The following is a 16,714-nucleotide window of genomic DNA, read 5'->3' on the forward strand; positions in this document are numbered from 1 at the left end:
TATCACGCCCTAATTTTGCAGTTACTTTTAGAAGCCAAATCACAAAGAAATTATCCTCATTCCAAGCAAATACCAAAACGCTAAAGAGGCAGAAACAGACACTTATATTTCACAAGATATGCACGATTTAAAAACGTGTTATCGTGATGTTAATAGCCTTCATGCTTTTACATCAATAATTGGTACGATAAGCGAGAGCACTTCAGGCTCGATATTCTTGACGACTTTTAAGCCGCTACTCAGCCATTGGCCGTCTAAAAGGTCTTGTCGACGTTCGTGGTCTAGAAATGGCATTGAAGCGCACCTTCTACACCAAATAAGCGTGAAATCAGCAAACTAATCTAACAAAACGCAGAGTATAAGTTCTGCGTTTTCGTGTCTAAGATTATGAATAAGCGCAATAAAAGGTTTTTGAATCACTCTTTTGAATAAAGAATTGAAAATAATTTGCGTCTTTTGTTCGTCGATGTCGTCTTATCAGTATGAAAAGATTTCGACCGGAGAATCCCATGTTCAAGCCACAGCCAACGCGCTCAGATATCAAAGACAAATTCATTAAACATGATAGCCAAATGCTCAACCAAGTGTACGGGACAGACCAAGTCGTACCGTATTGGATTGCAGACATGGGCTTTCCAATTGCATCGCCTATTTCGCAAGTCATGCAGCAACTCGTGAGCCGTGAAACCTTCTCGTACGAGTTTGATAGCAAGACGGTTTTTCAATCTATTTCTGATTGGAACAAGGAGTTGCATGGTCTTGAGCTTAACTCAGACAACTTTGTTCAAGTACCGGGTGTTTTGAGTGCTATTGCGCTGCTTATCCGTGAGTTCACCAAAGAAGGCGAGGGTGTGCTGATTCAAACTCCGGTTTATCATCAATTCCGACGTTTGATTGAGTCTGCGGGGCGAACCGTTGTAGGCAATACAATGAAGATCGAAAACGAGCACTACGTGATGGACTTTGAGCTTCTTGAAACTCAGCTAAAGAGTGGCGAAGTGCAAATGATTTTGCTGTGTAATCCGCATAACCCAGTGGGGCGTGTTTGGACCAAGGCAGAACTAGAGCGAATGGTGACTTTAGCTCAGAAATACAAGGTGATGATCATCAGTGATGAAGTACATGCCGATATTGTCTTCGATGACGCGACGTTTACCAGTATGACCTCATTGAGTTACGAAAACAGCCTAACGATTATTGGTTCTCCGGCGAAAAACTTCGGTTTGAACAGCATATCTAACGGCTACATTTACAGCGATAACCAAGCACTCCGCGACAAAATCAAAGCGGCGTCGGCTTCGCTTTCTATCGATCATGGCAATGCGTTTACTACCTACGCGACGATTGCAGCTTACCAACACGGTAAAGAATGGTTTGAAGGTTTTCATGCCTACACGCAAAACAACCGCAATTGGATTATCGAGTTTATTGAGCGCAACTTGCCTCAAGTGAAAGCATTCTTGCCACAAGGTACTAACCAGATTTGGTTCGATTTTTCTGGCTTAGAATTGGAGGCGTCTGCTCTTAAATCACTACTAACGGAAGAAGCGCAAATGGCGTTGACACCCGGAACCTGGTTTGGTGAACCGGATGAAAATTATTACCGAATGAACTTCGCTTGTGCTTTAGAGCAAATAAAAACCTCGTTTGAGCTGCTTAAAGCTGCTTTAGATAAACGTGTATTGGCTAAGTAGTAGAGAATAAGACGATGGCACAAACCATTATTAAAGGCATCAAAGCCCTAGCAGAAGAAGCTCGATTGAGCGTTGCAGACCTATCCATTAAGGATGCAAAAGCCTTGTTCGAAAACGAAGATTACGTATTCGTTGACGTTCGAGAAGCCGACGAGAGGCGCAAACTCGGCGTTATTCCTGGTGCGTTTACGTGTCCGAGAGGCATGTTGGAATTCCTTATTGATCCTGAATGTCCTGCTCATAACAAAGTCTTCGCTCAAGATAAAACCTATGTTTTCTATTGTGCTCATGGGCTTCGTTCCCTTTATGCAGCAAAACAAGCCTTTGAGATGGGGCTTGGTCCTGTGTTTAATTTAGAAGGTGGCTTTGCCGCGTGGGTGAAAGCTGACGGTGAGATAGAAGCGGCTTCGTGATCTCTGCAATAGGATATGCGGCTTGCTTTTTGAGTTATATTTCCATTATTATCGAAATATACTTTTCTAATCCTTAGAGGCAAGCGCATGTTAGCAGAGTGGTTAGCGCACAAAGAGCAGCTCAAAAACTACATTGTCAAACAGACCGGTGATCCAGATTTGGCAGATGATATTTTGCAAGAGGTGTACATCAAAGCGAGTCAAAAGATCGATCAGTTAGAAGCGCGAAGCAAAATCAAAAGCTGGTTATATCGCATCACCCATAACGCGATCATGGATCATTACCGATCGCACCGAAGTTATGAAGAACTGATAGATAATCAGGTTGAAGAGGAAATGCCGATAGAGCTGGAGAACCTCCAAACCATGGGGCATTGTTTGCGCCCAATGTTTGAGTGCCTACCAGAGAAATATCGCCAAGCTATGATTCTGTCTGAACTCGATGGTTTGCCTCAACAAACGGTCGCGGACCAGTTGGGACTTTCGCTTTCTGCGACGAAAAGCCGAATTCAGCGCGGTCGAGTCAAGCTCAAAGCCTTGTTAGTTGAGTACTGCAATGTTGAAGCAGGTCGAGGAGGTATCGTTGATTTCTCACCAGAACCGCAGTGCCTTCACATGGCTCAAGTGTACAGTGCTGAAGTGGCATAAAGCTAAAATATCCGTTCGATTTACAATGTAAAAGCGCAGAGTTTTGGCTCGGTATTCACATTTTTAAAAGTTGTGGTTATTGCTCGTATAAAATCTGACAAATGTAACGAATACATTCAACGATAACTCCGGTCTCTTGATTAGGGCGCGACATGTGAGGGCTGCGATGCCCTCCACTCCAACCTGTGTCGCGCCCGTTTTATCTCAAGCGACGTGAAGTGGCGATACTATCGAACTGGGTACGCCTTAAGAGAATGTCGCTTGGCATTTATCCGTAACCCAGAAAATGATTACCCTATTCGTGGTACCTACCAAGCGGCAATCTAATCACTGATTTTGTTTGAGGCATTAAAAACCAACGACGTTTGCAGACTTCCTCTTCTAAAATGGGATTGTTCGTCTACTGGATTGTGGTAAAGTCCGCGCCTGCGATTTACTGCATCTATACTGTTTTACTGCCTCTTCAACCAAAAGCACAAGGTTAAGCTAATGCTATTTTCTACTCTCTCGTTGAGTTCTGAGCTGATTCATGCACTGCCAAAAGACTTCAAGAAGCCAACCGATATTCAGGCTTTGGCAATTCCTGAACTACTCAGTGGTAAAGATGTGTTGGCATTGGCAAATACAGGCAGTGGTAAAACCCTTGCGTATGGTTTGCCTTTGTTGGAAAAGCTAAGTGTAAATCCAGAGCAAAAAGCGCTGATTCTAGTACCAACACGCGAACTAGCGACACAAGTGAGCGAGGCGATTAACCAAGTTGGTCAAGCTATTAGTCTCAACGCGGTGTGTTTGTGTGGAGGTGTCGATAAAGAGCAGCAACTACAGGCACTTGCGGCAAACCCTCACATTCTTGTGGCGACAACAGGTCGCTTAGTTGATCTGGCAAATAACGGGTTGGAGCTGAGTAATATCCATTACCTAGTGTTGGATGAAGCGGATCGCTTGTTGGATATGGGCTTTTGGCCTGACGTGCAAAATATTGCAGGGCAGATTTCAAACCAGCGTCAAACCGCGATGTTCTCAGCAACGTTTTCAGATGAGTTGAAGGGCAAAGCCAAGCAGCTCATGCACGCACCAAAGCAAGTCGCAGCGCATCAAGAAAACAGCACCAATCAAGATATTGCCGAAACGCTGTATCTAGTCAACAAAGGCAGCAAAACCAAGGCGTTGATTGAACTGATCAAGCAAAATACATGGTCTCAGGTATTGGTATTTATTGGCGCGAAAGAGAACGCAGATGGTTTGGCGAAGAAGCTGAATAAAGCGGGTATCGCAACTAATGCGCTGCACGGTAATAAGAGCCAAGCAGAGCGAGAAGAAGCGCTGGTGCAGTTTAAATCTGGGCAAACACAGGTGCTAATTGCCACCGATCTATTGGCGCGCGGTATTCACATCGAGCAACTACCAGTAGTGATTAACTTTGAGTTGCCAATGCACGCAGAGACTTACGTTCACCGAGTTGGACGTACAGCCCGTGCAGGCGAGCAAGGTGTTGCAATGTCACTGGTCTGCCATGGAGAAACTGAAGCTCTTACAGCGATTCGTAACCTGACTCAACGTGAATTGCCAACGCAAGATCTTGAAGGTTTTCCAGTAACGGATAAGCCATCAACAGGCGAAAGCAAACGCGCCCCACGCGATAAAAAAGCCAACCGTCGAACCCATGCCAAAAAGAGCATTAAGCAGTTCCAAGGCAAACCGAAACGCCAAGCTCCTAAAGCTAAATAGACAAGCTCAAATAAACAAAAAGCCACGCTTCAATGCGAGAAGCGTGGCTTTGTTATATCTATTAGCCAATCTTTTTATAGGCGACGATATGAGACAAGAAAAGGAGCGAGTATCTCTCGTTGAATCTGATTTTGTACTCGTGTTCAGCTTCGGATAGTGGTAGCCAACCATTGCCAAAATAATCGTTTATATCGTCAACTGCTTCAGTCTCATCTTTTAAATGTTTTTTGCTCCACTGATAGGTACAAGCTAAAACCAAAACACCATTAGGAGCCGTTGCGTCCATTAATGCTTCCACGACAGTTTTAGGGGAGTCACATTGATCCAGTACGTTCAAGCAAAGGCTTAAATCATGCTGCTTAGCTACCACGCCACTTTCAAAAGGTGCTTCGATGAGAGAAAAATTCACATGGTCACAAGCTCTGGCTATTGGCGATGCATCAAATGTGAAATGCTTTTGCTCTTTTAAGCTCTTAATATAGTGGAAGTCACACTCTCCCCCATCTACCAGTAGCTGTTTTAAGTTTGATAACAAACGATGAGAAGGTTCTACGAGCGTAGCCGAATTGATACTTGGTATGTTGGTTATCAATTCATAACAGTTTCTTCCGAGAGCTGGCCCCACTTCTAAAAGGCTCTTAGGAGAAAGGTTTTCACTGCCGAGAGCTTCAATAACAAACTGCGCGACGTCTTTCGAGTGGCTTGAAGAGACAAACCAATCTGGGACTGACTTAGACTGGCTATCTAGCGGCTTGCTCACGCCATTTTGTCGAAGTTTATCAAGCCACTGAATCTCAAAATATGCTGCTAACCCTTTGTGATCGATATAGAAATCTTCCACTTTTACTCCCTTTTGATATTCCGTTATTGAGCGCTGATTTTGCCCCATCCATCAAAGGTGAGCAAATGCTAAATACCAAACATTGAAACTCTGTCTGCTTTTATTTTTTAATATTTACAACGAGTTAATGTTGTTTTTATGTTGAGCCGATAACTTTCGGAATGTGTCTAAGACCTAACATAGTGCACCCATCCTCCAAGTAGCTATCGGTGACAACATCGAAGCCGAACTTGCCGTAGTAGTCTTTCAAGTGTGCTTGTGCGGATATAAAAATGCTGTCGTTCGGGTAGATCTTTCTTGTGGCATCGAAGCTCACTTGCATCAATTGGTTGCCGATGTTTTTCCCTCTGTAATCCTCTGCGACGATAACGCGACCAATACGCACGTCATTGGCATCAGAGTTCAGCAAGGGTAAAACGTCAACGGGGTATCCGAGTTTCGGAGGCATAATGCGACTATAAGCCACCAGACGTTCGTTATCATATCCCATCACGTGGTAGGTGTCGGGATGGTTATCTTTACCATCCAAATCGCTGTATGGCGTGTTCATGTTCACGATGAAAATATTGACTCTTTGCTGCAAAAAATCGTAAAGCTCTTGAACAGACAGGTCTGCGAATTTCTTAATTCTCCATTCGAGCATCATGCTTCCCCTTGTATTATTTTGGGTACAACATAAAGAGTATTTGTGCGGGATTCATTAACCTTTGTTAAGTGCGTAGAGCAAGCTTAAATAAAGGTTTGCTTTTTTGAACGGCTAAAAAGCAAAAGCCCCACTGACTTGGCCGTGGGGCTGATATAGGAAGGGATACGCTTCGATCTATCGGGGAGTCAAAACGGGAATTAACCTGCAGTCGGACCAACCAAGCGCATTTCCCAATCTTCGACTTCACCGGTTTCTAGGCGGCGTTCAACAAGCTTGCCCCAAGATTCAACCAATGGAAGTTCCGCCAGCTGACTTAGCTCTGTTTTATCTAGGCAACCAGTAAACACAGCGCCCATGATGCGAGCCAATGACCAGTCTGGGTAAGGTCTTTCGCACAGAATAATTTCGTCACCTGCACCGATATCGCCTTCTTGCAACACTCGGAAGTACCAGCCTGTTCGAAGCGTGTCTTGCAGTCTTCTTGCCATGTCGTTTTGCTCGAAGCGAACGTTGAGTTTCCAGCAAGGCATACGCCCTTGTGACACTTCTAACAAGGTTGAGCCGATGCGGATCTTATCTTTCAAGCAAATGGATGCTTCTGTTACGCCACTTGAGCTTAGGTTTTCACCGAACGCCCCAGCTGATTGGAAAATCGCTTTATCGCCTAACTCTTTCTGCCAAACTGGATAGTGCTCGCTTGGGTAAATATGAAGGGCTTTTTGAATCCCACCATGAAAGCGTGGATCGCCTTGTTCATCAGTGGTAAAACCCAGCTCTGTTGCATGCTGACGCTGCGGCAGAACCTGTTTGTTAATCGCACTTTTCGAACCATGCGCAAAGGCAACGGTTTTACCTGCTAATACGCTGTTAACTACGCCTAACTTCTTCATATTCTCTCCTTATCGCCTGAAACTGATTTGCCAAACGGTGTGAGACAAGACCACGCTAGCGTTCGCCTAATGACTTAAATACCGGAATCGCTGCCAGTACTTCAATGCGCTTTTCTGTGCTTTTTAAGTAGCGCGTTTCGCTATCTGAAACCAACACATGACGTTGATAACCTTCCGTTTTAGGGAACTTGGTCAACACGGTTTCAAGCGATTCTTCGCACTTGTCTTGGTTGATGTTATCAATATCGATTTTGAATAAGAGTTGGTTTTCTTTGGATATTTCAACTTGATATCGCATACGTCGCACCTCATTGCTTCTTTCACTTTGCCGAGCATGATAGCCTAGTGAACTTGTGTCGGAGTAGGGATGTAAGGACAGTTAATGATGCCAACCCGCCAAATCGATTCTCACTCCGGTGTCATGACCTCCAATGAGATGATGGCTGCCAATCCTCACTCACCGGCACTTGTTAAGACCATCGATATGCCGAAAGGGTACATTGACGCGATGCACCAACACACGTGGCATCAAGTCATTTTCCCGATAAAAGGGCTATTGCAAACCAAAACCGATCATTACCAGCACCTTGTGCCCCATACCTCTGCGCTGTTTGTGCCTGCGGGTATTCAACATGAATCCATCGCGCTAAGCCATACGACATTTGTCGGAATCTATCTAAACCCTAGTTTCGGTACTGAGTACGAGCATCAAGTTAGAACCATCATTCTCACGCCGTTCTTGAACGAGCTGCTACAGGAAATACGCCGTCAATGCGAAGGGTTCGTAAGTGATGAGGAAGTATCGCGCTTGCTAGGCGTACTCCACGATCAAATCATGAAAGACAACGTGCAGACCTTTCAGTTACTGCTGCCAGAAGACAGGCGCTTAAAGCTGATATTCGAAGCGCTGACCGATACGCCAGCATTGGATTGGTCACTCAAACAGTGGGGCGAGACAGTAGGCGCATCCGAGCGAACTTTGTCGCGCCTGTTCTCCAAAGAGTTCAACACCTCGTTTCAACTTTGGCGGCAACAAATTCGGCTGATTTATTCGCTCTCTTTGCTAGACGAGGAGCTCTCTATCCAAAGCATTGCCGATCAAGTGGGGTATCAAAACGACTCTTCTTACATCAAAGCGTTTAAAGCCTATTTTGATGTCACCCCACAGCAGTTTCGCGTTAATGGTCGACGGGGATAGCGAGTACAATCTTGTCCACAACATCGGTCTCGTCCATCACACTACTCTAGCGGCAATTGGAAGGTGCTCTTGATTTCCTTAACGGAGACGTTGGATTGAATAGCACTAATGCCTTTCACGCGGCGGATGGCACTGATATGGTCAAAGTATTCGTCTAAGTCTCTCGCCACCACTTGCACCATGTAATCCGCGCTACCTGCAATGCAGTGACACATTAAGATCCAATCGGTTTCAGCTACGAAGTCTTCAAAAGGTGTGGTGTTTTCTACCTCGTGACTGCCTAGTGTCACCAGCGTAAAACCAGAGACTTGAAAGCCGAGCTTTTTGCGGTTCAACTTCGCCGCGTAACCCTCAATGTAACCTTCCTCTTCCATCTTTTTCCAGCGTCGCCAGCAGGGCGTTTCACTCAGGTTAACGGTCTCTGCGAGCTTGGAATTACTCATGCGACCATCTTTCTGAATATGGTCAAGAATGGCGAAATCGGTACTATCCAACTCATAGTTGGTGGATTCTTTCTTTTTCATAATTGTTTTAGAAATAGTCTGCTCAAATTGACTTTTATCGTAGCGCAGATAGCAATTTTCTTTCTACCCAAATCGTTAGACTGTTTCCCATATTCGTTGATTACTTTTTGGGAGAGAGTGCATGAGTGCTCAATTGTTGGCGGCATTTTTGTTGTTTGCCGTTTCTATTTCTTTAACGCCGGGAGCTGGTAACGTCGCGCTGTTAGGTATTTCGAGTCGATATGGGTTTTCTGCGACCGTGCCATTTGTATTGGGCAATGCGGTTGGAGTGATCATCATGTTGATTGGTGCAAGTGTGGGGCTTGTCAGTTTGTTTACCCTTTACCCAGATTTGTACACAGCGCTAAAGTGGATTGGTGCGGCGTACTTGCTGTATCTTGCATGGTCGATTGCCACGATGGAAATTGACAATGATTCGAATGCGAAAAAGTCCGGTTTTTTCTCTGGCGTTTGGGTGCAAATTCTTAATCCGAAAAGTTGGGTTGCATCGCTGACGGTGTTTTCCCAATTTATCTCGCCAAACAATGATTACCTAACTCAGGTGGTAATCATCATTAGCGTGATGGTGGGAACCGGTGTGTTGGGGATGTTTGCATGGGCGTACTTTGGCACCGTATTGAACCGCTTTATTCAGTCACCACAAAAGGTAGTGTGGGTAAACCGATGCATGGGCAGCAGCCTAGCGTTAGTGGTGGTGTTTATGCTGAGCCAACCCGTTTAGGCTCCTATCTAATTTGACGCGCGCGCCGAGAAAACGTTATATACCGGTTTCGCTATGGCGAACCATATTCTCTCTAGCAATTCAGTGGTATCAAGATGAGCTTAACTAAGTCCAACTCGACCAAGACAAACACTCGCGTTAATCAACTGAGCTTTGGTTCGCCAAGTGCATCGTTAGTGTTGGAGCATGTTGAGCTAGAGCCACTCGCTTTAGGTAAAGTGCGAGTGCAAATCGAAGCCACAAATATTAACCCAAGTGACCGATTGTCGATTCAGGGGGTAGGGCAGTATCGTCGTACCCATGTACCGCCGCGAGTCCCCGGCTTTGAAGCGGTTGGGCGTGTGGTTGAGATAAACGATCCGTATCAAACCGAATTTCACATTGGGCAGAAGGTGCTGGTGGCACAAAGCGGGACTTGGCAAAGCTATGTTGATGTGCCTGCGGAGAATGTCTTTGTGGTGCCGGAAGAACTTGAGAATGGCTACGCTTGCCAGTTGTATATCAATGCCCTGACGGCTTGGGTGATCACCACTCACGTTGCCAAGTTGGGCAAAGAGGACGTGGTGATCATCAACGCGGGCAATTCTGCGATTGGTAAGATCTTCGCTCAGTTGTCGCACTCGCGTGGATTTACTTTGATTCCGATAAGCTCCGCGCCAGAGCGTTATCCATACGACTCCATTGCAGTGCTAGATAGTAAGCAAGATCTGCAATCTCAAATCGATGCCCGAGAGTTACCTCAACCGAATGTCGCGTTCGATGCTATTGGCGGCAAAGTGGGAACAGAACTTATCCAAGTTCTGCATAATTCTGGAACATACATCAATTACGGAACGCTTTCACTCATGCCTTATGACCCTGATTTTTTTGCTTGTATGAAGCAGAACAATATCGATTTCTGCACGTTCTTTTTGCGCTATTGGGAAGAGTTGGTTGGTAAGACCGTTCGAAAACAAGTCTTTGCTGAGATGCTAGAACACTTTATGGAGCACCAAATACAACTTGATGTGGATCGCTGCCTTCCGTTAGAACAGTTCAAGCGCGCATTCGAGCTGATAGAAGATGAGTCGGTTACGTTACAAGGCAAAATCATTCTGACAATGCAGTGACGATATTCAAGTAGAGATTGCTGGGTAAATTGAAGAATAAAAAAAGGATGGTATTCACCATCCCTTTTTCGTTTTCGTTAGGATTAACGGAACTGCGGCATGTAGTCGAGGTTGGCTTCAATCGTCTCTTCTAGAGCCTTTTCTAGAATCGTTCCGGTGGTCACTAACGGGTTCAAAATCAATGCTCGATGCGCTGCATTGCGGTCGCCTGTGACAGCAGCTTCTACCGTGAGTGATTCAAAGTCTTTCATCAATTGAATCAAGCGCAGCGTATCGCTTGGGAATGGTGCGACGTTTAGAGCCACTGGTCCCGATTTTGTGATCATGCAGCTGACTTCCACTGCGCAATCGTCGGGTAAACCTGCAATGGCACCGTTGTTACGAGTGTTCACGTGCATGATGGTGCGCTTATCGTTGTAGATAGAGCTCATTAGTTCACAGGCGGCTTCTGAATAGTATTGACCGCCACGCTTTTCGAGCTCTTTTGGTTTCTCGTTTAGCTCTGGATTGCGGTAGATATCGAATAGGCGCTTCTCCATGGCTTTAACCACTTCACCGCGTGTACCTTCGTCGTTCGCTTCTTCAATCTCTTGGCCCATGATGTCTTCGCTGGTGTAGTAATAGCGCAGGTAAGCACACGGGATCATACCCATATTACGCAGCAGCTCTTGTGGCCAGTCGAATGGAGGAATGTTTTGCGGCACCAGAGGATCGTTGCCAGATAGGATCTCTTCTACCACTTCTTGCAGTTTGTCGCGACCTTCGTGCAGGATCTGGCGTGCCCAGATAAAGTGGTTCAAACCCGCAACTTGCAGTACAAACTCTTGCTCGTTAGCACCTAGCATTTGGGCGATGCCTTTTTGCATGATCACTGGCACGTTACATAAACCGACCGCTTTCACTTTGGTGTGTTTGAGAATCGCTTCTGTCACCATGCCTGATGGGTTGGTAAAGTTTAGCAACCAAGCATCTGGACACAACACTTCCATCTCTTTACAGATTTCCAGCGCGATAGGGATGGTGCGGCAGGCATTGGCAAAACCGCCTAACCCATTGGTCTCCTGACCGATCATGCCGTACTTCAGCGAGATGCGTTCATCACGGATTCGGCCTTCCAAACAGCCAGCGCGAAATTGAGAGCACACAAAGTCTGCGTTTTTCAAAGCGGGTTTGCGATCCAAGGTTACGTGCACATCAATATGCGACATGTCGTTTTTAGCCAACATACGACGTGTTAAATCGCCAATGATGCTGACTTTCTCTGCACCATCTTCAATATCGACCAACCACAGCTCGCCGATTGGCAGTTCATGATTGCGTTTGATCAGACCTTCGATCAGCTCTGGTGTGTAGCTAGAGCCTGCGCCAATAATGGTAATTTTAAGATTCTTTTTCATCGTGATGTTCTCGTTATGGATAAGACAATGTGATTAAAAAGCATCCTGATTGGCTTCACAAACCAAACAAATCTTGCTATGGATTAGTGCAGCTAATTTATAGGAAGTCGAGTGATGGACAGAAAACAGCAGATGCTCTCCAATATGTACACTTTTGCGATTGCAGGTAAGTTTCTTAGCTTTACCAAAGCAGCGGAAGAGCTCTTTATCACCCAAGGGGCGGTGAGCCAGCGAATTAAATCGTTAGAAGAGCAACTGGGTTTCAGTTTGTTTGTGCGCATGACGAGACGATTAGAACTGACCAAAGAAGGTGAGCGATTACTGCATGCGTTAAACCAATCGTTCGAGGTAATTTTCTCTGAACTCGAAGACATCAAGTTCAATGAACTGCGCGGTGAGTTGTACATTGGTGCTGCACCGACGTTCGCCCAGAGTTGGCTTTTGCCAAGGTTGCCAGATTTTCAACGCTTGTATCCGCATCTCAATATTAAACTGAGGGTGAAAGCGAGCCGTTTGGACTTTCAGCATGAGCCCGTCGATATCGCGATTTACTACAGCAATAGCGAGCATCCGGGTTTCTACCATCAACGTTTGTTCGATGAAGTACTGCTGCCTGTTTGTAGCCCGAAATACTTTAACGACCATTTTTCAGATCAAGCGCCGTTGCTTGAGCAGTTGGCTGGCGTGACTTTTATTCATTGCTCTGAATCATTAGAGGCGAGTGAGCCAAACCAAGAGTGGGCGATGTGGCTAACCAAACAATCCAACCCGCTGCTGAATACGCTTAACGTGATGGACAGAACCTATTTGTTTAACCACGCTGATATGGCAATGACGGCGGCTAAGAACGGAATGGGGTTGGGGATCGCTCGCGAGTCTTTGGTGAAAAACAGTCTAGAAAACGGTGAGCTAGTGGCACCTTTTGAGCGCGTCAGTGCAGAGAGAGGCTATGATTTGATCTGCCTGAATGGGCAGCAACACAGACCAAAAAACGCGGCATTTATTGAGTGGTTAGAGACGCTGTTGCCAAAGCGTGAATAAGGGCTAATTGAACGTATGAGTAAAACGTCCTCCCTCATCCGATATGAAGGGAGGACTAACCGGTATCGCTTTTAACTCGCGATAATCTCATCCATTAAGCGGTCGATTTGAACCACCACTTGTTCACTCGCGTCTTCCATGGCGTTAATTGCTGCGACCATGCCTGCCATGTTGCCAGATTTGGCTTGGCTCATTGCTTCACGTCCGCTGTCATGTACGCCTTTATGTGGTTCTTCAAGTAACGCATAGCTTCTTAGGTGGCTGTAAGCCTTACCATCACCACGGTAGTACCACTGACCTAAGCGGCACTCTGAATGGCTATTGACGGTTTCACTGAATGCGCCTTTTTGTAGTAAGCGGTAGATGTTGTTCTTCCAGATCGCGTGATCAAGCTTCACCGTATCTAAGAAAGCGCGAGTCGAAGCGATATGAATCACTTGCTGCATGTGTTCCGACTTCACGACCACTTCGTTCACGATAGAGCCAATTTGTGCCGAAGATGCCGAGACTTCCTCTGCACAGGTTTGGTTCTCATCAATCGAGTTTTTAATCGCGCTTACTTGAGTCAGCACTTGGTTCACGAGGGAATCAATCTGCTCACTGGCTTCACTTGCTTTGCCGGCAAGGTTTCTTACCTCGTCGGCAACCACGGCAAACCCACGCCCTGCTTCGCCTGCACGTGCAGCTTCAATTGCTGCATTCAGTGCCAGTAAGTTAGTTTGATCGGAAATCTCTTGAATAGTAGATACAAGGTGGGAAATAGAAGTGGCAGTGTTATCTAATATTTGAACCGATTCAATGCTCTGAGACGCTTGTGTGCTTATCTTAACGGCTCGGTTATCAAGACGTGCTAATGCTTGATGCGTTTGCTCAAACATTTCATCAAGTTGTTGCAGTTCTTGGTTTTCATGCGCCATGGACTGAGCACTTTCGACCATCTCTGTTCGAATGGTTTGGAGCATATCTCCACCTTTCAGACTGCTCGACATCAACTCATCACTGTTGTGGTGATTTTGTTGTGCAGAGCCCACAAGTTGTTGAGTTTCTTGGAGCTGATTTTCTAGAACGGCAACGTCGGTTTGATACTTCTGCTTAAGGTCTGCTAACTCTTGCTTTAGCGCCTCATTTTCTGCTTTGATTCGTTTTAATCCAAACATAGGTTTTATAAATGTAACATAATGTTAAAAATTGCATGCTAATCGAGTTGAGTATCGAATACACGATTACATTCATATATTTGCTTAGTCGAATCACACTTTTTGAGTAAGGTTTATTTGAATAAGAGAAGCCAAGGTTAAACGATGTTGAACTTGGCTTCTTCTAGGTGAAATAGCGTGTGATGAATGCGTTATAGCTCTTGCATGAGTTGTATGTAGTTTCCACAAGTATCGTCGAGTACCGCAATCATCACAGGGCCAGCTTCTCTTGGTTCTATCGAAAAATGAACACCGAGTTCAGAAAGTTTCTTGAATTCTTTTTGCAAGTCATCGACTGCGAAAGAAGTCCAAGGGATGCCTGCCTCTTTGAGTGCTGTTTGGTACACTTTTGCTGGCCCAAAAGTCATCGGCTCAAGCAACAATTCAACACCGGATTGCTCAAGTGGAGAGACCACCGTTAACCATTTATGCTCCCCAATAGGGACTTCCGCTTTTTTGATGAAACCCAGAACATTCGTGTAGAAATCGAGCGCTTTGTCCTGATTATCAACAGGAACACTAGTAAGAGATATTCTGATCACTGGTATATGCCTTTTGTGTTTTGGAATACGTAAAAGATAGCGAAACGCGCCATAGAAAACTTATTCCCGATTGCTTTTATGCAGTTTTTGAAACGCTTTTGGTGAGTAGCCGGTACATTTTCTAAAAACACTGGAGAAGGTCGTTAAGCTTTCATAACCCACTGCAAAACAGGTGTCGGTGATGGAGCGACCTTCACGCAATAGTGCTTTCGCTTTTGATATCCGCATGTCTCGCAAATAGCTTCTGGGTGTGATGCCATACATTTGCTTGAAAATCCGTACATAGTGAAAGCGAGACATAAACGCGGCCTTGGCTAAATCGTTTAACTCGATATTTTCAGAATGATGTTTTTCCATGAAGGCTTTGGATTGTCTGATGAGAAGGTACTGCTTAGGGCTCAGTGCAGCCTCACTGTATGCGCGATCAATTTCTAGTTCGTAGAATGTCTTTGGGTGAGGAGGCATCGGCTATCCATGGTTGAGAGCATTGAATTGAGTCTAACACCGAATTATGAATGACGAGTACATGTACAAATATCTCACTCATTCTAAATAACAAAACCCCGATAACTGGTCGCCAATTATCGGGGTTCTTTTTATCTTATTACTGCTGAGTGAGTATTACTTAGTGTGGAAAATCTGCTCGGTTTCTAGCGAGGTCATCGCGCGAACTTGACGCCAGATGTAGTAGAAAATACCAAACATCATCAACATACTCGGGATAGCAATCATCGGGTAGCTGTAAAGGGTTAGCTTGCCTAGTTCTTCATTAAATGCGGCTGTACCGGCTGGACTGGTGACAATCCACGTTGCTAAGAAGTAGTTCATCGCCGATGAGAACGCGAATGTACTCGCGAACAGGTAGTTCGATGACATTAAGCAGCGCTCAAATGCTTGAGTTTTCCCATTCTGTTCTAAACGCTCGTGGATAAGCGGCAGATTCAAAATTGTGTCATTCAACAGCATTTTCTGCATGAGTGGGTAACGCGTAAAAGTTGAGCCTAATACTGCAAGACCAATCAAACCTGGGATCAACGCTTCTTTTAGCGCTAACCAACGCGTGTCTAGCTCTAATAAGCCAATACCACCGGTTAATAGCACGCTGATAAAACCAAGTGCAGAAATGAAGTTGAATTTCTTGTTGCGGATAAGATCCATGCTGCCGTAAATCACTGGGAACAGCAACGCGACAACCAGCGCCATTGCTGTGCCTAGGTGCTCTTCACCACTGAACTTCATCAAAATAAATGAAGGGATGATGACGTTAAACAGGATTTCGAATAATGGATTCGACTTTTTCGCCGTGGTGTTACTCATAATTTTACTGACTCTATTATTTCGGCTGAATTTACTTTGGGGGAAGTGTTCTACTCCTTGCGCCAGATGTAAAGCGTTAAAGCCTCGAGTTGTGTAACGACTTATGAAATAAACACCGAAAAAGTACAGACTCACATGGTTTATGGCGAAGGTGAATGGAAGGTCAAGAAACATGGTACTGACGGGAAGCGCAGAGTCTGGCGTAAGCTGCATATCGCAGTAGATACAAGCACCCACGCAATAGTCGCAGCAGAGCTGAGTTTATCTAACGTAACCGATGCCGAAGTGCTCCCCAACTTGCTTGGGCAGACACGTCGTGAAATTATTGAAATATCAGGCGACGGAGCTTATGACACAAGGCAATGTCATGATGCAATACGAATCAAGCGAGCGGTTCCGCTCATCCCGCCACGAGAAGGGGCAGCTTGTTGGGAGCAAGGACACCTCGCAATTTAGCGGTAGGCTGTCAGAAGCTCTACGGCTCCAACAAGAAGTGGGAAAAGCGATATGGCTATCATAAACGTTCGCTATCAGAGACAGTAATGTATCGAGTGAAGCAATTGTTAGGCGTAAAGTTAAGCCTAAGAAATTACAACGCTCAGGTTGGTGAGACTTACGCAATGATTAAAGCGCTGAACAAGCTTACGGGACTAGGTATGCCTGAAACTCAGTGTGTCGTTTAAAAAATTAGGCAATAATGGCGCAGGCATATCTTCTCTCTGAATTAAGCATCAAAGCCGCTGTACAACAAAGTCCCTTAGTGCTCTCTTTATATTTTCTCTCGAATTTCCTTAGGTTACAGAATACAA

The 16,714-nt window shown here is 45.3% G+C and carries 19 protein-coding genes and 1 pseudogene; 9 read left to right on the forward strand and 11 right to left on the reverse strand.

Annotated features, from left to right (window positions below):
• Positions 1–159: 159 nt before the first annotated feature.
• Positions 160–294 (reverse strand): hypothetical protein, encoded by a 135-nt coding sequence (locus tag C1S74_RS27000; protein WP_269422838.1) that lies wholly within the window; start codon positions 292–294, stop codon positions 160–162.
• A 215-nt stretch (positions 295–509) separates the two neighbouring features.
• On the opposite strand from C1S74_RS27000, the gene C1S74_RS18250 reads away from it, so the two are divergent.
• From C1S74_RS18250 to C1S74_RS18270, 4 genes are all read left to right on the forward strand, one after another.
• Positions 510–1,694: a MalY/PatB family protein gene (locus tag C1S74_RS18250; RefSeq protein ID WP_045396591.1), complete on the forward strand. Its 1,185-nt coding sequence runs from the start codon at positions 510–512 to the stop codon at positions 1,692–1,694.
• Between the two features lie 14 nt (positions 1,695–1,708).
• Positions 1,709–2,107, forward strand: coding sequence for a rhodanese-like domain-containing protein (locus C1S74_RS18255; RefSeq protein ID WP_045396593.1), 399 nt, complete (start codon positions 1,709–1,711; stop codon positions 2,105–2,107).
• Positions 2,108–2,194: 87 nt separating this feature from the next.
• Complete coding sequence (sigZ, locus tag C1S74_RS18260; protein WP_045396595.1) at positions 2,195–2,755, forward strand: RNA polymerase sigma factor SigZ; 561 nt, start codon at positions 2,195–2,197, stop codon at positions 2,753–2,755.
• Positions 2,756–3,244: 489 nt separating this feature from the next.
• Positions 3,245–4,483 carry a DEAD/DEAH box helicase gene (locus tag C1S74_RS18270; RefSeq protein ID WP_045396597.1) on the forward strand — a complete coding sequence of 413 codons (1,239 nt, stop codon included), beginning with the start codon at positions 3,245–3,247 and terminating at the stop codon, positions 4,481–4,483.
• 61 nt (positions 4,484–4,544) lie between these two features.
• On the opposite strand, the gene C1S74_RS18275 is transcribed toward C1S74_RS18270, so the two are convergent.
• The 4 genes from C1S74_RS18275 to C1S74_RS18290 form a co-directional block, all read right to left on the reverse strand.
• The gene (locus C1S74_RS18275) at positions 4,545–5,324 is read right to left on the reverse strand and encodes a hypothetical protein (protein ID WP_045396600.1); all 780 of its coding nucleotides are present in this window, start codon (positions 5,322–5,324) and stop codon (positions 4,545–4,547) included.
• 136 nt (positions 5,325–5,460) lie between these two features.
• Positions 5,461–5,967: a GNAT family N-acetyltransferase gene (locus C1S74_RS18280; protein WP_045396601.1), complete on the reverse strand. Its 507-nt coding sequence runs from the start codon at positions 5,965–5,967 to the stop codon at positions 5,461–5,463.
• 200 nt (positions 5,968–6,167) lie between these two features.
• Positions 6,168–6,860 (reverse strand): MOSC domain-containing protein, encoded by a 693-nt coding sequence (locus C1S74_RS18285; protein WP_045396604.1) that lies wholly within the window; start codon positions 6,858–6,860, stop codon positions 6,168–6,170.
• 55 nt (positions 6,861–6,915) lie between these two features.
• Complete coding sequence (locus C1S74_RS18290) at positions 6,916–7,158, reverse strand: hypothetical protein (protein WP_045396607.1); 243 nt, start codon at positions 7,156–7,158, stop codon at positions 6,916–6,918.
• An 84-nt stretch (positions 7,159–7,242) separates the two neighbouring features.
• On the opposite strand from C1S74_RS18290, the gene C1S74_RS18295 reads away from it, so the two are divergent.
• Positions 7,243–8,058 carry an AraC family transcriptional regulator gene (locus tag C1S74_RS18295; protein WP_045396608.1) on the forward strand — a complete coding sequence of 272 codons (816 nt, stop codon included), beginning with the start codon at positions 7,243–7,245 and terminating at the stop codon, positions 8,056–8,058.
• A gap of 41 nt (positions 8,059–8,099) precedes the next feature.
• Here the strand turns inward: C1S74_RS18295 and C1S74_RS18300 are convergent, their stop codons facing one another.
• On the reverse strand, positions 8,100–8,582 hold the full coding sequence (locus tag C1S74_RS18300; protein WP_045396611.1) for an Lrp/AsnC family transcriptional regulator: 483 nt from the start codon (positions 8,580–8,582) through the stop codon (positions 8,100–8,102).
• A 121-nt stretch (positions 8,583–8,703) separates the two neighbouring features.
• Here C1S74_RS18300 and C1S74_RS18305 point away from each other — a divergent pair, with 121 nt between their 5' ends.
• Together C1S74_RS18305 and C1S74_RS18310 are read left to right on the forward strand one after the other, a co-directional pair.
• Positions 8,704–9,303, forward strand: coding sequence for a LysE family translocator (locus C1S74_RS18305; protein ID WP_045396613.1), 600 nt, complete (start codon positions 8,704–8,706; stop codon positions 9,301–9,303).
• A gap of 95 nt (positions 9,304–9,398) precedes the next feature.
• Complete coding sequence (locus tag C1S74_RS18310) at positions 9,399–10,412, forward strand: zinc-dependent alcohol dehydrogenase family protein (RefSeq protein ID WP_045396615.1); 1,014 nt, start codon at positions 9,399–9,401, stop codon at positions 10,410–10,412.
• A gap of 83 nt (positions 10,413–10,495) precedes the next feature.
• Here the strand turns inward: C1S74_RS18310 and C1S74_RS18315 are convergent, their stop codons facing one another.
• Positions 10,496–11,809 carry a 6-phospho-beta-glucosidase gene (locus tag C1S74_RS18315; RefSeq protein ID WP_045396618.1) on the reverse strand — a complete coding sequence of 438 codons (1,314 nt, stop codon included), beginning with the start codon at positions 11,807–11,809 and terminating at the stop codon, positions 10,496–10,498.
• Between the two features lie 114 nt (positions 11,810–11,923).
• Between C1S74_RS18315 and C1S74_RS18320 the strand changes: the two genes are divergently transcribed.
• Positions 11,924–12,850 carry a LysR substrate-binding domain-containing protein gene (locus C1S74_RS18320; protein WP_045396620.1) on the forward strand — a complete coding sequence of 309 codons (927 nt, stop codon included), beginning with the start codon at positions 11,924–11,926 and terminating at the stop codon, positions 12,848–12,850.
• A gap of 71 nt (positions 12,851–12,921) precedes the next feature.
• Here C1S74_RS18320 and C1S74_RS18325 read toward each other — a convergent pair whose 3' ends face one another.
• From C1S74_RS18325 to C1S74_RS18340, 4 genes are all read right to left on the reverse strand, one after another.
• Positions 12,922–14,007, reverse strand: coding sequence for a methyl-accepting chemotaxis protein (locus C1S74_RS18325; protein WP_045396623.1), 1,086 nt, complete (start codon positions 14,005–14,007; stop codon positions 12,922–12,924).
• 191 nt (positions 14,008–14,198) lie between these two features.
• Positions 14,199–14,588 (reverse strand): VOC family protein, encoded by a 390-nt coding sequence (locus C1S74_RS18330; RefSeq protein ID WP_045396626.1) that lies wholly within the window; start codon positions 14,586–14,588, stop codon positions 14,199–14,201.
• A gap of 60 nt (positions 14,589–14,648) precedes the next feature.
• A complete protein-coding gene (locus tag C1S74_RS18335; RefSeq protein WP_045396627.1) occupies positions 14,649–15,053 on the reverse strand; it encodes a helix-turn-helix transcriptional regulator in 405 nt (134 codons plus the stop codon).
• A 156-nt stretch (positions 15,054–15,209) separates the two neighbouring features.
• Positions 15,210–15,905: a VC0807 family protein gene (locus C1S74_RS18340; protein ID WP_045396629.1), complete on the reverse strand. Its 696-nt coding sequence runs from the start codon at positions 15,903–15,905 to the stop codon at positions 15,210–15,212.
• Between the two features lie 138 nt (positions 15,906–16,043).
• Between C1S74_RS18340 and C1S74_RS18345 the strand changes: the two are divergent.
• A pseudogene (locus C1S74_RS18345) lies at positions 16,044–16,588 on the forward strand (IS5 family transposase); the annotation flags it as partial.
• Positions 16,589–16,714: the final 126 nt, after the last annotated feature.

This window comes from Vibrio hyugaensis, assembly GCF_002906655.1.
Lineage (GTDB): Bacteria > Pseudomonadota > Gammaproteobacteria > Enterobacterales > Vibrionaceae > Vibrio > Vibrio hyugaensis.

What these genes read in the sequence shown, in the direction of transcription:
- C1S74_RS27000 (WP_269422838.1), bottom strand. Translation starts at nt 294, where the DNA reads ATGCCATTTCTAGACCACGAACGTCGACAAGACCTTTTAGACGGCCAA.
- C1S74_RS18250 (WP_045396591.1), top strand. Translation starts at nt 510, where the DNA reads ATGTTCAAGCCACAGCCAACGCGCTCAGATATCAAAGACAAATTCATT.
- C1S74_RS18255 (WP_045396593.1), top strand. Translation starts at nt 1,709, where the DNA reads ATGGCACAAACCATTATTAAAGGCATCAAAGCCCTAGCAGAAGAAGCT.
- sigZ (WP_045396595.1), top strand. Translation starts at nt 2,195, where the DNA reads ATGTTAGCAGAGTGGTTAGCGCACAAAGAGCAGCTCAAAAACTACATT.
- C1S74_RS18270 (WP_045396597.1), top strand. Translation starts at nt 3,245, where the DNA reads ATGCTATTTTCTACTCTCTCGTTGAGTTCTGAGCTGATTCATGCACTG.
- C1S74_RS18280 (WP_045396601.1), bottom strand. Translation starts at nt 5,967, where the DNA reads ATGCTCGAATGGAGAATTAAGAAATTCGCAGACCTGTCTGTTCAAGAG.
- C1S74_RS18285 (WP_045396604.1), bottom strand. Translation starts at nt 6,860, where the DNA reads ATGAAGAAGTTAGGCGTAGTTAACAGCGTATTAGCAGGTAAAACCGTT.
- C1S74_RS18290 (WP_045396607.1), bottom strand. Translation starts at nt 7,158, where the DNA reads ATGCGATATCAAGTTGAAATATCCAAAGAAAACCAACTCTTATTCAAA.
- C1S74_RS18295 (WP_045396608.1), top strand. Translation starts at nt 7,243, where the DNA reads ATGATGCCAACCCGCCAAATCGATTCTCACTCCGGTGTCATGACCTCC.
- C1S74_RS18300 (WP_045396611.1), bottom strand. Translation starts at nt 8,582, where the DNA reads ATGAAAAAGAAAGAATCCACCAACTATGAGTTGGATAGTACCGATTTC.
- C1S74_RS18305 (WP_045396613.1), top strand. Translation starts at nt 8,704, where the DNA reads ATGAGTGCTCAATTGTTGGCGGCATTTTTGTTGTTTGCCGTTTCTATT.
- C1S74_RS18310 (WP_045396615.1), top strand. Translation starts at nt 9,399, where the DNA reads ATGAGCTTAACTAAGTCCAACTCGACCAAGACAAACACTCGCGTTAAT.
- C1S74_RS18315 (WP_045396618.1), bottom strand. Translation starts at nt 11,809, where the DNA reads ATGAAAAAGAATCTTAAAATTACCATTATTGGCGCAGGCTCTAGCTAC.
- C1S74_RS18320 (WP_045396620.1), top strand. Translation starts at nt 11,924, where the DNA reads ATGGACAGAAAACAGCAGATGCTCTCCAATATGTACACTTTTGCGATT.
- C1S74_RS18325 (WP_045396623.1), bottom strand. Translation starts at nt 14,007, where the DNA reads ATGTTTGGATTAAAACGAATCAAAGCAGAAAATGAGGCGCTAAAGCAA.
- C1S74_RS18335 (WP_045396627.1), bottom strand. Translation starts at nt 15,053, where the DNA reads ATGCCTCCTCACCCAAAGACATTCTACGAACTAGAAATTGATCGCGCA.
- C1S74_RS18340 (WP_045396629.1), bottom strand. Translation starts at nt 15,905, where the DNA reads ATGAGTAACACCACGGCGAAAAAGTCGAATCCATTATTCGAAATCCTG.